Source organism: Priestia sp. ABM2_011 (genome assembly GCF_056158845.1).
On record NZ_JBSWUB010000001.1, the window covers coordinates 3,922,275 to 3,936,629 of the forward strand.

Consider the following 14,355-nt stretch of genomic DNA (forward strand, 5'->3'; position numbering starts at 1 on the left):
AGGTTTATACCGTTCACTTACTAGCGTATGTATTCAAATAAAAATCCCCCTCATAAAGGGGGACTGTTCTTATAGAATTGTACCAGCTGGTTCTTGTTTAAGCAATTGTTGGATTTTATTCTGCTCATTCATAATCGCTACGGTTGGATGATGGTGAGCTACTTCTTCATTTGCTACGAGCGCATAAGAGATAATGATGACGATATCTCCAGGCTGCACGAGTCTTGCAGCAGCTCCATTTAAACAAACTACGCCGCTCCCTCGTTCGCCGGGAATCACGTACGTTTCCAAGCGAGCTCCGTTATTATTGTTTACAATTTGGACTTTTTCGTTTGCTGCGATTCCTACTGCGTCGATAATATCTTCATCAATGGTGATGCTGCCAACATAATTTAAGTTGGCTTCAGTGACATGAGCTCTGTGTATTTTAGCGTTCATCATCGTGCGAAACATTTAGTTATCCCCCTGTACGTCTACAATTACATTATCAATTAAACGAGCTTTAGAGAATTGAACAGCTAAAGCGATAATGATTTTTCCAGCGGCTTTCTTAATTGGTTTTAGCTCTGGATACGTATAAACCTCGATATAATCCACTTTACCGCTCGTATGTTGCTCAATTTCTTTTCGAATGGTCCCTTTAATGATTTCTACTTGCTTCTCTCCGCCTTCAAGAAGCTGCAGAGCGCTTTGTAAACTCTTAAACAAAACAGGTGCCTCTTCTCTTTCTTTATCTGTTAAATATACGTTACGAGAACTTTTAGCTAATCCATCTGCTTCTCTCACCGTATCTACTGCTCTAAGCTCCACCGGGAAATTAAAATCTTCAATTAAACCATCTACTACAGCAACTTGCTGCGCATCTTTTTTACCAAAGTATGCACGATCTGGGGTTACAATGTGAAAAAGCTTTGTTAGTACCGTGGCTACTCCGTCAAAATGACCAGGGCGCTTCTGTCCACACAATACGTCTACACGATCTCTCACGGTTATAGCAACTGAACGGCTTGACTTATACATTTCCTCTACTGAAGGATAAAATAAATAGTCGACGTTAGCTTCTTTTGCCACGCGCTCATCGCGCTCAAAATCTCTTGGATACGTATCAAAATCTTCATTTGGTCCAAATTGAGTCGGGTTCACAAAAATACTTAGCGCCACTACTTCATTTTCTGTGCGAGCTGCTCCAAGCAGAGTAGCATGGCCTTCATGCAAATAGCCCATCGTCGGGACAAATCCAATTGAACGTCCAAGCTGCTTTTCTTTTTTCATCTCCTGCTGCATGTCTTTAATTGTTGTAATGACTTTCATCTTATTTCCCTCCGTACAGTGCCGTTAACTGCTCTTCTTTCATTGAAAAAGTATGTGCTTCTTTCGGAAACTCTCTTTTTTTCACTTCACTTACATACTGAGAAAGCCCTTGTAAAATAGGCTCATTTATGTTCGCAAATGACTGAACAAATTTGGGCACACGCTCTACGCCGTACGTTAATACATCGTGGTATACAAGTACTTGACCATCCGTCTCAGCTCCTGCTCCGATTCCGATTGTTGGAATGCTTAAGCGTTCAGCTACTTGCTTTGCTACTTGTTTAGGAACACACTCTAATACAACAGCAATAGCTCCCGCCTGCTCACACTTGATTGCGTCTTGGATTAGCTGTTTGGCTTCTTTCGCTTCTTTCCCTTGCACTTTATAACCGCCCAGAACACCGACAGACTGAGGTGTTAACCCGAGATGTGCAACAGCCGGAATACCAGCTTGCGTCAATTCTGAAATTGTATAGAGAACATCGTTTGCACCTTCTACTTTTAAAGCATGAGCTCCGCTTTCCTGCATAATGCGAGCAGCATTTTTCATCGTGTCTTCTTTCGACACGTGATAGGACATAAACGGCATGTCGGTGACGATAAATGTATCACTAGCCCCTCTTTTAACCGCTTTTGTATGATGAATCATATCATCTACCGTTACAGGAATCGTAGAGTCATATCCTAAAACGACCATTCCTAGAGAGTCGCCTACTAAAATCATGTCTACGCCTGCTTCTTCAGCGTACTTAGCTGACGGATAATCGTACGCAGTCAGCATCACAATTGGTTCATTGTTTTGTTTCATACGTAAAAAATCTAATTTTGTTTTCACTAACTTTCTCCTCCTTCTCAGAGGAGATGAGCGCACGTCTGCACACAAAAAAGCCCTTCTACCTATAAAAGGAAGAAGGACTTTGACAGACTTCATCTATAAAAAGCACACTTTACCTAATGTGCTTACCTACGCGTCATCCCTCTGTCCTAGTCCTTAATGGATCAAGGCAGATTTATTGTCATATTAAAAATAAACAAACGAGTATCAAGTGAAGTTCTTTCGATACTACCTTGATACTCGTATTATAATAAAAATTTCTTTATTTTTCTACTATTTTTTAGTAGAGAGCTCAATATCTGCAGAATGAATTCGGTGTATAACACCTTCATCGTCTTCAATCAATAAAACGCCTTCATCTGTTATACCTTTTGCGAAGCCTTCAATGTTGGCTGTCATCGTCCGTGCTATAATTCGCTTTCCAATACTGATTGCATACGTTTCCCAAAGAACTTTAATTAAACCAAAGCCATTTTTTAAGTATTCTTCATAAAGGGTTTCTAACTTCAAGAAAAACGCTTGCATCAAAGCGGCACGATTAATTTCTTCACCTTTTTCAATACGTAAAGATGTGGCAATGTGTTTGATTTGTTCATTAAAATCCGTTTCCTGCTGATTCACATTGATGCCGATTCCAATGATGACCGAATGAATTCGGTCAAAATCAGCCTGCATTTCCGTTAAAATCCCAACTAGCTTCTTCCCATTTAATAAAACATCATTCGGCCATTTAATGTCTGGAGAAAGGTTCGTCACTTCTTGAATGGCCTGTACAACAGCGACTGCTGATAGTAAAGTCAGCTGAGGAGCCTGCTGCGGAGGGATAGAAGGACGCAGTATAATACTCATCCAGGCACCAGTATATTTTGGGGAGTACCACGCTCTATCAAGTCTTCCTCTTCCTGCCGTTTGCTCTTCAGCAACTACGACCGTTCCTTCTTTTGCTCCTTCTTGAGCAATTCGATGAGCAATTTTTTGAGTAGAATGCACGCTTTCCTTATAGTGAATATACTGGCCGATTTTTGTTGTCTGAAGCCCTAATAAAAGCTCGTTGCTGCTTACTTTGTTCGGCTTCCCAACAATGCGATAGCCTTTTTTACGAACAGCTTCAAGTTCATAGCCGTCTTTTCGCAGCTCTTCGATATGCTTCCATACAGCTGTTCTTGAACATCCTAATAAATCGCTGATCTTTTGGCCGGACACATAGTCCCCATCTGCGTTCGTAAACATTTCAAGCAGCGTTCTTCTTATATCTGACTGCAAGACTGCACCCACTTTCTTATTGAAGATTTCGTGTTCATTAACTCATTGTATAGAACTTTCTCCTCAATTTCTTTTAATAGTTGAGACACCCATGGACCACCCTTTTTACCTGTCCACACTAAAAGATCTTGACCATTTATATCTAAATCTTTTAAAGAATGAATAGGCAGCTCGCTATAGATGTAAAGAAGCTCATGTTCATTCATATACTCATTGCTTCGAAGAAGTTGTAAAATACGATTCACGCTCACGCTGGCCTGCTCTCCAATTGTATACATGATGCGTTTTGACCATCCATTTTCCAAAACGTCCCGAAGACCAATAGACTGAAGCTGAATATCTTTAATTTGCTTATTAGATAATTTCCAGCTTTTAAAAAATGCCTGCTTGTCTTGAATGTCGAGCAGATGTACAAGAAGTGTCCATGACTCCGATACTCGCTGAAGCATCATCCAATCATGTGCACAAACAGATCGGAATTTTTGCGGATCTACATTCAATTCGGGCAAGTAGCGATACAGCTCCGTATCTGCTACAAGTGCTAATGCTAAAGACGGCCGCTTTCCGCTCAGCATTTTTTCGAATTCAACTGTAATGCGTTCAATAGAAACATGCCTCAGTAGTTCACCGTATTGCTGAATGGCTCTTTTAGTTTGATCAGACAGCGAAAACGCCAGCTGACTGACAAAGCGAACGGCTCTCATCATACGAAGAGCATCTTCATGAAAGCGTTCTTTAGCATTTCCGACAGTACGAATTAACTGGTTTCGTAAATCTTCCCTTCCATTAAATGGATCAATAATTTCTCCTTTTGCATTCATAGCCATTGCATTAATTGTAAAATCGCGACGCTGCAAATCTTCTATCAGAGACGAAATAAACGTAACGGACGAGGGACGACGAAAATCATCATATTCTCCCTCAGAGCGAAAAGTGGTCACCTCATAGGTCTCGTTCTCATGAACAACGACAACCGTACCATGCTCGATTCCTACATGAATCGTCTTAGGAAAGAGTTCCATCACTTGTTCCGGCCTAGCTGACGTAGCGATATCAATATCTCCAATCGTCCGATTTAAAATGAGATCCCGGACCGCTCCTCCAACAAAATACGCTTCGTAACCGGCTGTCTCCAGTTTTTCAATAATATAAAGCGGATGAATGAACGGTTCTTTCATAACGTCCTCCATTCTTCAACCCTGTACCAATTTATAATAAAGTTTTTCATATTGACTCACAATCTCTGTTGAATGAAATTTATGATTAACTGCGCTTAGAGACGCTTCCCTCATTTGGTGATGCAGCTGTTCATTTTCAAGTAGCTGAATTGCTTTGCTCGCTGCCTCTTCGACGTCTCCAACTTCGCAAATATATCCTGTTTTTTCGTGTTCAATTACTTCGGGAATTCCGCCTATATTTGTTCCGATGCATGGAACACCACAAGCCATAGCTTCTAAAAGTACAAGCCCAAAGCTTTCTTTTTCAGATAATAACAGTTTTAAATCGCTAATCGAATATAATTCTGCTACATTTTCTTGTTTCCCAAGAAATAACACAGAATCTTGAAGATTTAGCTCTTTTACCAATTGAGACACAACCGTCATTTCAGGGCCGTCTCCTACAAGCAGCAGCTTAGACTGAAGCTTTTCATTAATAATAGCAAATGTTTTGACTATATCTGTAACTCGTTTGACTTGACGAAAGTTTGAAATATGAATAACGACTTTTTCATTTTCTAATATGCCATACTCCGCTTTTAAATACTGAACTTCTTTTTTATGATAAACTCGTTCATCAATAAAATTATACATCGTTTCAATTTCTTTATCTGGACTAATTAAATGGTGAGTTTGATCAACAAGTGACTGAGATACAGCCGTCACTGCATCTGATTTCTCAATTCCAAATTTAATTAAGTCTTTTAACGATGGATCCTCTCCTAGAACCGTAATATCTGTTCCATGAAGAGTCGTCACAATTTTCACTTCGTGCTCTACCATTTGTTTAGCTAAAATCCCGCAAACGGCATGGGGGATTGCATAGTGCGTATGAATAATATCAAGCTTTTCTCTTTTAGCCACTTCAGCCATTTTACTGGATAAAGCGAGATCATACGGAGGGTATTTAAAGACGGAGTATTGATTTACATCTACTTCGTGAAAATAAATATTTGGATATACTTTCGTCAATCTAAAAGGCATGCTAGAGGAAATAAAATGAATTTCGTGCCCCTTTTCAGCCAGCAGCTTCCCTAGCTCCGTTGCTACCACTCCTGAACCTCCAACGGAAGCATAACATGTAATACCAATTTTTAACTTCATTTATTTTCCACCTACTAAATCGTCGTACATCAAAATCGGTTTTTTAGATAAAAAACCTTCACCGTAAGCTATCCCGACTTCTTTGCCAAATAACCGCTCTCTGCTCTCTACCGTTTCAATATATCCGTTTACGAGCGGCGTATCAAACGTATCTGCTGTTTTTATAAATTGACTTTCATAAGCCTCTAGACTAGCTACTTTCTTTTGAAACGTGCTTGATACATCTACGATAAAATCTGGCTTATGAAATCCATTTATCATATAGAAATATAGAGACTCCGCACGATGAGCTTTTTGCTTCTTATCATCTATATAATTTTTAACGCCAGCGGAAAACATGGCCTCTTCTACAAGCTTTGCACAATTTCCATGATCAGGATGACGATCTTCAAAATAAGGAGCAAATATAATCCTTGGTTGATACGTGCGAATGACTGATGCAATTTCAGCTATATATTCTGGCTTTAAAAACAAACCTCTGTCTGGCAAATGCAGATGAATTCGCTCATGAACACCTAAGACTTCAGCTGCTTTAGACGCTTCTTGTTTTCGAATTTCAACCGTTCCGTTTGAAGAAAGTTCAGCTTGCGTCAAATCGCAAATAACTACCTTCAAACCTTGTTCACTCATTCTTGCAATGGTTCCACCCATGCCGATTTCTACATCATCGGCATGAGCACCAAAGGCAAGGATATCTATTGTTTCTTTCATTATCTTCACCCTATTTTTTTATAATTGAACGCCAATGCAAATCGCCTCGTTCAAGTCCATGAATTAAAATCTCTGCTGTTCCCATATTCGTTGCAAGAGGAACCGCATAGACGTCACATAGACGCATCAGAGCTGAAATATCAGGTTCATGAGGCTGAGCTGTTAACGGATCGCGGAAAAAAATAACCATATCCATTTCATTTTGAGCAATTAAAGCTCCTATCTCCTGATCTCCTCCAAGCGGTCCTGATTGAAAGCGGTGAACCTGCAAACCTGTTGCTTCTGAAATACGCGTTCCTGTTGTTCCTGTTGCGAACAGCGAATGTTCCTGTAAAATCGCTTGATAGGCTGTTGTGAATTGTACCATATCATTTTTCTTTTTATCATGTGCAATTAAGGCGATTTTCATTTTTCTCGCTCCTTAGTCAATAATATTTTCTAACCCATATACAAGTGTGTCTACGTTCATAACTGTGTCAACAGCTAGCTTCACACCTGACATAAAAGAAGCGCGGTTGTATGAATCATGACGAATTTTTAACGTTTGTCCAAATCCTCCGAACATCACTTCTTGGTGAGCAATCAGTCCTGGCAAACGTACGCTATGTAGGCGGATTCCTTCATAATCTGCACCGCGTGCGCCCTCTAGTAATTCTTTTTCCTCAGGGTGGCCCTGTTTTTTTGCTTCACGAACTTCACTGATCAGCTCCGCTGTTTTTAAGCCTGTTCCTGATGGTGCATCTAACTTTTGATCATGATGCATTTCAATGATTTCTACATCATCAAAGTATTTAGCTGCCATTTGTGAAAACTTCATCATTAAAATAGCGCCAATCGCAAAATTAGGTGCAATAATACAGCCAAGCTCCTTCTCTTCAGCAAGCTGCTTTAATTCTTTTAAATCTTCTTCTGAAAAGCCAGTTGTTCCTACAACAGGTCGTACTCCATATGTTAAAGCTGTTTTAGTATGAACGCGTCCAATTTCAGGTGTTGTCAAATCAACTAAAACATCTGCCTTAACGTCTTGAAAACATTTTTCAATATCCGTGTAGATCGGCGCTTGTACATTTGGCATTCCTTCAATATCACTTATGTATTTTCCTTCATTGATACGATCCACCGCTGCTACTAATTCAAAATGCTCTGTTTCTTCTATTAATAATACAGCTTCTTTTCCCATACGACCTCTTGGTCCTGCAAGTACAATTCGAATTTTGTCCATTCTTTTTCTCTCCTTAGTCTTCTTTTTTCGTCCAGCGATCTTTGTCACGCGTATTAAATTTATTCATAACGCGATCATGCGCTTCTTGTAAATCAATATTTAATGAATTTGCAAAGCAAATTAATACAAATAAAATGTCGCCCATTTCTTCTTCGACCGTACGTTCTGCTTCAGTCGTTTTCTTCGGCTTTTCACCATAATAGTGGTTAATTTCGCGCGATAATTCGCCCACTTCTTCCGACATTCTCGCAAGCATAGCAAGAGGACTAAAATATCCTTCTTTAAATTGGCTAATATATGCATCAACTTCTTGCTGCATTTGCTCCATCGTTTTTTTTGACATCTTTTTATTTCACCTCTTTTAGAAGTACACTCAGCTTACTATTATAACATCTTTACTTCAAATTATTTAGTGTAATTACTTCTTCTTACCACGCCTTTGTCAGATGCTCTTTCACAATAATCCTCACGTTTCCCTTAATTCTCAAAAATCTGTCTATATTTTACGAATTGAGGATACTACTAATACATAGCACTAGAAGAAACATCATCACTTTTTACTATTTTCAAAAATCTTTTCGATAGTTATTTACGAAATGAAATATATTCCTTTATGATAAGGTAGTGCAAAAACGGTCATAGGAGGTTTGTAAGTATGAAAGGTCTCAGATTAAAAAATATTATTTTTATACTGCTTGGTTCTGCTATATTTGCGTTTGGACTTGTTAATTTTAACATGCAAAACAATTTAGCTGAAGGTGGATTCACAGGCATTACCCTGCTTTTATTTTTCTTATTTAACATTGATCCCTCTTATTCTAACTTAGTGTTAAATATTCCTTTGTTTTTTGTAGGGTGGAAACTATTAGGGAGAACAGCATTTATTTATACCATGCTCGGAGTTGTTAGCTTATCGCTATTTTTATGGATATTCCAGCGCTTTCCGGTGAATATGCCCCTGCGCCATGATATGACTCTAGCAGCTCTTTTTGCCGGTGTTTTTATTGGAGTGGGTCTTGGCATTATTTTCAGGTTTGGAGGAACAACAGGAGGAGTCGATATCATTGCCCGTGTTGTTCAAAAATATATCGGGTGGAATATGGGGAAAACGATGTTTCTTTTTGACTTTATTGTAATTAGTGCGTCTCTCATTTATTTATCCTACCGAGAAGCTATGTACACACTTGTTGCAGTCTTTGTCGCTGCACGGGTTATTGACTTTATGCAAGACGGTGCGTATGCGGCCAAAGGCGCAACCATCATTTCGAATCATAACGAAGCCATATCGGATAAAATTATGAAAGAAATGGATCGAGGCGTGACGATTTTAAAAGGACAGGGTTCTTTTTCTAAGCAAGATACCAACGTGCTATACTGCGTTGTTAGTAAAAATGAAATTTTCCGTTTAAAGCAAGTTATTACTTCTGTAGATCCACACGCCTTCGTTGCAGTTACGGATGTTCATGATGTCTTAGGTGAAGGATTTACCCTTGATGAAAATAAAAAACCGCTTGAAAGATAAAAAAATACCGCTAATGCGGTATTTTTTTATTAGTCGTCGTTATTCATTCCTGTATAAATCATGATTAAACGAACCAACTCAAGAACTGCTACTGCTGCGGCTGCTACGTATGTTAAAGCCGCTGCGTTAAGCACTTTGCGCGTCTCGCGCTCTTCATCATTTCGAATCGCTCCGACTGAGACGATTTGCGTCATCGCTCGGCTTGAAGCGTTAAATTCAACAGGCAGTGTTACAACTTGGAATACGACCGCTGCTGCCATGAAGATAATACCTAACAATAGCAACGGCTTAATCGACGCGATAATTCCAATCATAATTAAAATCCAAGAAGCGTTTGATCCAAGGCTTGCCACCGGCACAAGCGAGTGGCGAAGGCGTAAAAACGAATAGTTTTCTTTGTCTTGAATCGCGTGTCCCACTTCGTGAGCCGCAACGGCAGCGCCTGCGACAGACGTTCCGTAATAGTTGTCTTCTGACAAACGAATGACTTTTGAGCGAGGATCGTAGTGATCGGATAAAAATCCGCCTACAGGCTCTACGTGAACGTTGTACAATCCGTTTTCATCCAAAATTTTTCTTGCTACTTCTGCGCCTGTCATTCCTGATGAGTTGCTTACTTGTGAATATTTTTTGTAAGCACTTCTCACCTTAAACTGTGCCCAAATTGGCACAAGGATAATAATGAGAAAATAAATCAAAAAGCTCATTTACCCACACCTTTCATTATGTGTTTGACTACTCTTTTATTTTAGACAATTCTGCGCTTTTACGTCAATCATTACGCCCTCTGGCTGACTTTCTTTTCTGGTCAGCGAAATACTTTCGCGCTCCTACATAAAAAAGTGTAGCAATAATAATACTTCCGGTGGTGATTGTAACCCAAATAAAAGACGGGTCCGTACGATTTTCTTTTACTTGTTCAAAAAAATCTTTTAAATTTTGTTCCATTTGGTTGAACTGGTCATCGTTAATCTCACTTAGCGTTCCTTCACTTTGTAAAAAGTGAACGTCTGCGCTCACACGCTGTACGTAGGAAGACGACACGTCTACCTGCGCGCTCGGTAAGATCATATCATATTCCTTTAAAAATTGCTTAAGCTGCGCTTCATAAGCCGCCTGTTCTCCTTTTACTGCTTCATTTCGCATCTCTTTAAATGTTGCTAGCATACTGCCTTCGAGTTCAGTCCACATAGGCTGATGCTTGCTGTGCAGCGCATCGACTAATAATCGAAATTGAGTAGCTTTTTGAAGACGTTCTTCATCACTGGAATCAGAAGATAAAAGAGACCTTTCTACCTGTTCATAACAAAGAGTTAAAATACGTATATCTTCGGCCGATACGCCCAAAGAAGCTGTATTGAGACTGGTAAATTCATTCGAAAAATTTCTGAACAAATGTTGGGCTGCTTTATACTCCTTTTGCTCTACAAGCGATAGCGTTTGATCAGATAAGTTATCAAGCTTTTCCCACTGCCCTTCAGCTGCATGTACAGTAGTCGTATATGCAAAGAAAAGTACGAGCAATATTCCTACTATTCTTCCTTTCATTCTCGTCCCTCCTCTAACCTCTACTAAAACTTATGAGAAAGTGGACAAGAGTAGACCTATTTTCAAAAGGAAGTTTTAATCTTACTATTCATTCATCGGAGTGATAAAGTTTTGCGTATAATACTTCTCATATACACCTACACCAAGACGCGTAAACTCTTTATTGAGTAAAGCCTTACGATGTCCCTCACTATTAAGCCACCCTTCAACCGCAGCGATTCCATCCTGATAATTCGAGGCAATATTTTCGCCCGCGATACGGTATACTACATCACCTTTTTGCAGACGGTTGCCTAAATCACCTTGTGCTGGTGAAACGTGAGAGAAATAGTTTAAGTCACTCATTTCTTTGCTGTGTAAATAAGCTACTCCCGCAGTGGCTTCGTCCCAAGCTAAAGGTGACAGCTGAAAACGGTCTCGAATTACATTTGTAATATCGATAATTTGCTGCTCTTCTCCTTCTTGGACACTTTTCCACTCCTCTGCTGTCAATGACGGAGCTGTTGGAAGCTCGCCGCGATAAACAATTTCGTACGGACGCTGTTTTAATAGCGTGTCCATATCCATAATTCGAATACTTGAGATTGTATTAAGGAACTGATCAAAATATAGTTGGACGTATACATCTCCATATTTAATAATTGGGCGCATTTTCATATCCTCTTCACTCAGACGAAATCGGTATTCATTTCCGTCTTTTTGAAGCGTGAGTTCGGATGAAAGTGAAACTCTTTTTTCCACTTCTTCTCGCTTCTCACCAATCTCAAAAGGATCTGTATTTGTTTTTGAACCAATGACGTATACGGATACGACTTGATTATTTTCTACTCCTACCTGCGCATACGTTTGACGATTCTTTTTGTAAATCCACCAGTCATAGCCATATGCAGAAGAATCAATACGATCCGGCTCTCCAAGCATTCCAATTAACTGTTCTGAATGATCTCCAATGAGCCTCATCATATTTTCACTTTGTTTTTCATAAGAAGCCACTTCTTGGGTGGGCTGACTTTTGGAATCCGTTTGGTTTTGCTCAATATTTTGACCCGTTAGATATTTTTCTAGCTGAGGTAAATAATCCTCCGCGTATACAAATGCCACTATTAATACGAGAATAAAAATAACTTTTTTCAGCTTTTCTTCCTCTCCTTACACCTGTTTTCTTTACCTGTTTAACTTATTTTTATCTCTATTATACATGCATTCAAAAAAAAATAGCTATCGGTATGAAGGAAACAAAAGAAAAAGCCAACTATTTACGAATATCCTGCAAACAGTTGGCTTTCGCTTTTTAATGCGTATGTTCTGAAATGTCTGAGAGCGCTTCTCCTGCACGTTCATTTGCATAGCGAAACGTTGATAAATCACCTAGCGAAACAATCCCGACTAGCTTTTGATTTTCCACAACAGGAAGACGACGGATTTGATGTTGAGCCATAAGCTTAGAAGCTTCTTCTACAGAGGCTTCCGCTGTAATAGTTATAAGCTCTTCACTCATAACATCCGTTACTTTACTTGAATTTGGCTTCTTTTCTGCGATGCCTTTTATAACTAAGTCTCGATCTGTAATCATTCCTACTAACTGATCTCTATCGACAATTGGAATTGCGCCTACATTCCATTCCTTCATTTTCACTGCCACTTCATATACGTTATCGAGCGTGGTGCATGTTTCCGTATCAGCTGTCATTACCTCTTGTACAGTTTTCATTGTTTTATCCTCCTTTACATAGTGTGTTCGCTTTATAGTGTGACCAACTTTTTAGTAAACTTTCGCATTTAAAACGTTTAAATAAAAATAGATAACGTTTACATTTTTCCTTATTAGATATTGCAAGTTTTATCCATTCAGCTTATGATTTAGTTGGGGTATATCTGTTTTGGGAGGGAGTTCATATGAAATTTGAATATGCAAAGTTTGATTCATTAAAGGTAGATTTAGATTTATTAGATGAGATTATGCATCAATTTGGCCTGGTCCGCGCCGGACAATGGGATTATGAACGCGTCACGTACGATCGAAAATTCGAGTTTCAGCGAGATACCTTCTATTTGCGAGTCCAAGGACATGCTATTTCAGGCGATGTAGGGGGCAGGCATGCTGTTATTCACCTTATGACACCTCTATTAGGCAAACATTATTATCCTCACGGTGTAGAATATGGAGACGGAGAATATTTCCCGCCATCCCTTGTAGAACAGTGTGAAAAGATATTAACACAAATCAAATCACAGCTTGAAACCGTTCAGCTATAGAATTAGAAAAAGCGCAGTAATCAGACTGCGCTTTTTTTAATTCAAAGGAGGAGTAGACGGAAATTCCTTTGGTTTTATATCTTGAGGTTCAGTAAAATCAGGCATGTACGTATCTTTCTCTCGTTCTTTTCGAGCCCACTGAAAAAAAATAAAGCCTAAAACCGTTCCATACACAATTTCTTGAATGATCTTCATAATAACGCCGCCTAGCTGTTGGTCTTCCACGGGTGGCAGCGTATTAAACATCTCAGGAGCAAGCTGCCCTAAACTTGCAATCATAGAAGGCGGTACACAAAGGGAAAGAGCTTGTACCCAAGCGCTTGAGTCTGTATACGTCGCATACAAAGAATGGTTTGCAAAAATAATCAGCGCGCACGCTGGAGTAAGAAGTACGCCATCTGCAAAAATGTATCCAAGCTTTTTTAAAGAACTTAGCGTTTGTTCTTCTTCTAGCTGATTAATGAGTGGCCACCACATACAAAATGCAGCGATAAATAATACAACACTCACGATTCCGTGAAGCGTCATATCCGTTTTAATAACATCAAAAAGCAGCGGAATATGATACAAAGAAAATAACCCATTGAATAATAGTAAAGCAATTAAGGGCTTTGTAAAAAATTTAAAAACAGGTTTAACCCCTCTTACATAAATAACAGAACGAGCTAACCACGGTGGAATTCCTAAAATAAAAAGCGGGGGAATCACCAAGTAAACAATTGCCATTTGCGTCATATGAGCACTAAACATAAAGTGCCCTAGTAAATCTACAGGTCCTCCTTTACATATATACAAAAGAACCATGCTGATAACAAAATACGCTTTTGTTTTTCTGTCTACGGCCGCCGCTCCTATAAAATTCCCTCTCCATCTACCAACGATGAAAAAATATAAGACGGTCACCAGACAAATAGTTAAAAAATAGTAAGGACTCCAAAGTGCTTCAAAACCAAACATCTGCAAATTGTTAATCAACGTCTATTCCTCCTTCTACAGATGATGAAAAGGACTGGCGCATGCCAGCCCTTTTCTTTACCACCAAATAATGGTTACAAAAGCTAAAATGGTTAAAAGAGCTACCAATACGCCTGAATACAAGAAAAATGCTGGTATGGTATGTCCTTTGTGGTTCATATGCATGAAATAATAAAGTTGAAAGATGACTTGAACAACCGCCAAGAGCACAATCACCGGCATAATGTACCATCCGCTAAACTCTTGATAAACCGCAAAAAAAGCAATTAGTGTTAAAAACAACATCATTGCAAAAGAGATAACTTGCATCTTCATATCTTCTGCGTTTCTTTTTTTACGATATTCTAAATTGAGCCTTGGGTTATCTGAGTTTGATTGATTTGTCGTCATC

General features: G+C 39.2%; 18 protein-coding genes. 2 read left to right on the top strand and 16 right to left on the bottom strand.

The annotated features are described in order from the left end of the window. Positions 1-69: 69 nt before the first annotated feature. From panD to ACXAE4_RS20925, 10 genes are all read right to left on the bottom strand, one after another. Positions 70-453, bottom strand: coding sequence for an aspartate 1-decarboxylase (panD, locus tag ACXAE4_RS20880; protein WP_028407965.1), 384 nt, complete (start codon positions 451-453; stop codon positions 70-72). After that, a complete protein-coding gene (gene panC, locus ACXAE4_RS20885; RefSeq protein ID WP_033578420.1) occupies positions 454-1,311 on the bottom strand; it encodes a pantoate--beta-alanine ligase in 858 nt (285 codons plus the stop codon). It abuts the gene before it with no gap. A gap of 1 nt (position 1,312) precedes the next feature. After that, positions 1,313-2,146: a 3-methyl-2-oxobutanoate hydroxymethyltransferase gene (gene panB / locus ACXAE4_RS20890; protein ID WP_289578827.1), complete on the bottom strand. Its 834-nt coding sequence runs from the start codon at positions 2,144-2,146 to the stop codon at positions 1,313-1,315. 273 nt (positions 2,147-2,419) lie between these two features. Next, positions 2,420-3,409 (bottom strand): biotin--[acetyl-CoA-carboxylase] ligase, encoded by a 990-nt coding sequence (locus ACXAE4_RS20895; protein ID WP_289578826.1) that lies wholly within the window; start codon positions 3,407-3,409, stop codon positions 2,420-2,422. Beyond that, the gene (locus ACXAE4_RS20900; protein ID WP_033578418.1) at positions 3,394-4,587 is read right to left on the bottom strand and encodes a CCA tRNA nucleotidyltransferase; all 1,194 of its coding nucleotides are present in this window, start codon (positions 4,585-4,587) and stop codon (positions 3,394-3,396) included. The genes ACXAE4_RS20895 and ACXAE4_RS20900 overlap by 16 nt, the downstream gene beginning before the upstream one ends. A 15-nt stretch (positions 4,588-4,602) precedes the next feature. Further along, positions 4,603-5,730 carry an N-acetyl-alpha-D-glucosaminyl L-malate synthase BshA gene (bshA, locus tag ACXAE4_RS20905; RefSeq protein ID WP_028414087.1) on the bottom strand — a complete coding sequence of 376 codons (1,128 nt, stop codon included), beginning with the start codon at positions 5,728-5,730 and terminating at the stop codon, positions 4,603-4,605. Beyond that, positions 5,731-6,441: a bacillithiol biosynthesis deacetylase BshB1 gene (bshB1, locus tag ACXAE4_RS20910; protein WP_028414088.1), complete on the bottom strand. Its 711-nt coding sequence runs from the start codon at positions 6,439-6,441 to the stop codon at positions 5,731-5,733. A gap of 10 nt (positions 6,442-6,451) precedes the next feature. After that, entirely contained in the window at positions 6,452-6,850 is a 399-nt protein-coding gene (mgsA, locus tag ACXAE4_RS20915; protein WP_033578417.1) for a methylglyoxal synthase, read from the bottom strand. 12 nt (positions 6,851-6,862) lie between these two features. Next, on the bottom strand, positions 6,863-7,663 hold the full coding sequence (gene dapB, locus ACXAE4_RS20920) for a 4-hydroxy-tetrahydrodipicolinate reductase (protein WP_013056091.1): 801 nt from the start codon (positions 7,661-7,663) through the stop codon (positions 6,863-6,865). Between the two features lie 13 nt (positions 7,664-7,676). Continuing rightward, positions 7,677-8,006, bottom strand: coding sequence for a nucleotide pyrophosphohydrolase (locus ACXAE4_RS20925; RefSeq protein WP_013056090.1), 330 nt, complete (start codon positions 8,004-8,006; stop codon positions 7,677-7,679). Between the two features lie 312 nt (positions 8,007-8,318). Between ACXAE4_RS20925 and ACXAE4_RS20930 the strand changes: the two genes are divergently transcribed. Continuing rightward, the gene (locus tag ACXAE4_RS20930; RefSeq protein ID WP_028414090.1) at positions 8,319-9,185 is read left to right on the top strand and encodes a YitT family protein; all 867 of its coding nucleotides are present in this window, start codon (positions 8,319-8,321) and stop codon (positions 9,183-9,185) included. A 29-nt stretch (positions 9,186-9,214) separates the two neighbouring features. On the opposite strand, the gene ACXAE4_RS20935 is transcribed toward ACXAE4_RS20930, so the two are convergent. The 4 genes from ACXAE4_RS20935 to ACXAE4_RS20950 all read right to left on the bottom strand — a co-directional run bounded on the left by ACXAE4_RS20935 (position 9,215) and on the right by ACXAE4_RS20950 (position 12,444). After that, positions 9,215-9,892, bottom strand: coding sequence for a zinc metallopeptidase (locus tag ACXAE4_RS20935; RefSeq protein ID WP_013056088.1), 678 nt, complete (start codon positions 9,890-9,892; stop codon positions 9,215-9,217). A 64-nt stretch (positions 9,893-9,956) separates the two neighbouring features. Next, complete coding sequence (locus ACXAE4_RS20940; RefSeq protein ID WP_475236832.1) at positions 9,957-10,733, bottom strand: sporulation protein YpjB; 777 nt, start codon at positions 10,731-10,733, stop codon at positions 9,957-9,959. An 84-nt stretch (positions 10,734-10,817) separates the two neighbouring features. Further along, complete coding sequence (locus tag ACXAE4_RS20945; RefSeq protein ID WP_028414092.1) at positions 10,818-11,834, bottom strand: CAP domain-containing protein; 1,017 nt, start codon at positions 11,832-11,834, stop codon at positions 10,818-10,820. Positions 11,835-12,024: 190 nt separating this feature from the next. After that, on the bottom strand, positions 12,025-12,444 hold the full coding sequence (locus ACXAE4_RS20950) for a CBS domain-containing protein (RefSeq protein ID WP_028414093.1): 420 nt from the start codon (positions 12,442-12,444) through the stop codon (positions 12,025-12,027). Positions 12,445-12,629: 185 nt separating this feature from the next. Here ACXAE4_RS20950 and ACXAE4_RS20955 point away from each other — a divergent pair, with 185 nt between their 5' ends. Next, complete coding sequence (locus ACXAE4_RS20955; protein WP_013056084.1) at positions 12,630-12,989, top strand: YugN family protein; 360 nt, start codon at positions 12,630-12,632, stop codon at positions 12,987-12,989. A gap of 36 nt (positions 12,990-13,025) precedes the next feature. Here the strand turns inward: ACXAE4_RS20955 and ctaG are convergent, their stop codons facing one another. After that, positions 13,026-13,964: a cytochrome c oxidase assembly factor CtaG gene (ctaG, locus tag ACXAE4_RS20960; RefSeq protein WP_028414094.1), complete on the bottom strand. Its 939-nt coding sequence runs from the start codon at positions 13,962-13,964 to the stop codon at positions 13,026-13,028. Between the two features lie 57 nt (positions 13,965-14,021). Continuing rightward, positions 14,022-14,354 carry a cytochrome c oxidase subunit IVB gene (gene ctaF, locus ACXAE4_RS20965; RefSeq protein ID WP_014460982.1) on the bottom strand — a complete coding sequence of 111 codons (333 nt, stop codon included), beginning with the start codon at positions 14,352-14,354 and terminating at the stop codon, positions 14,022-14,024. Position 14,355 lies beyond the last annotated feature (1 nt).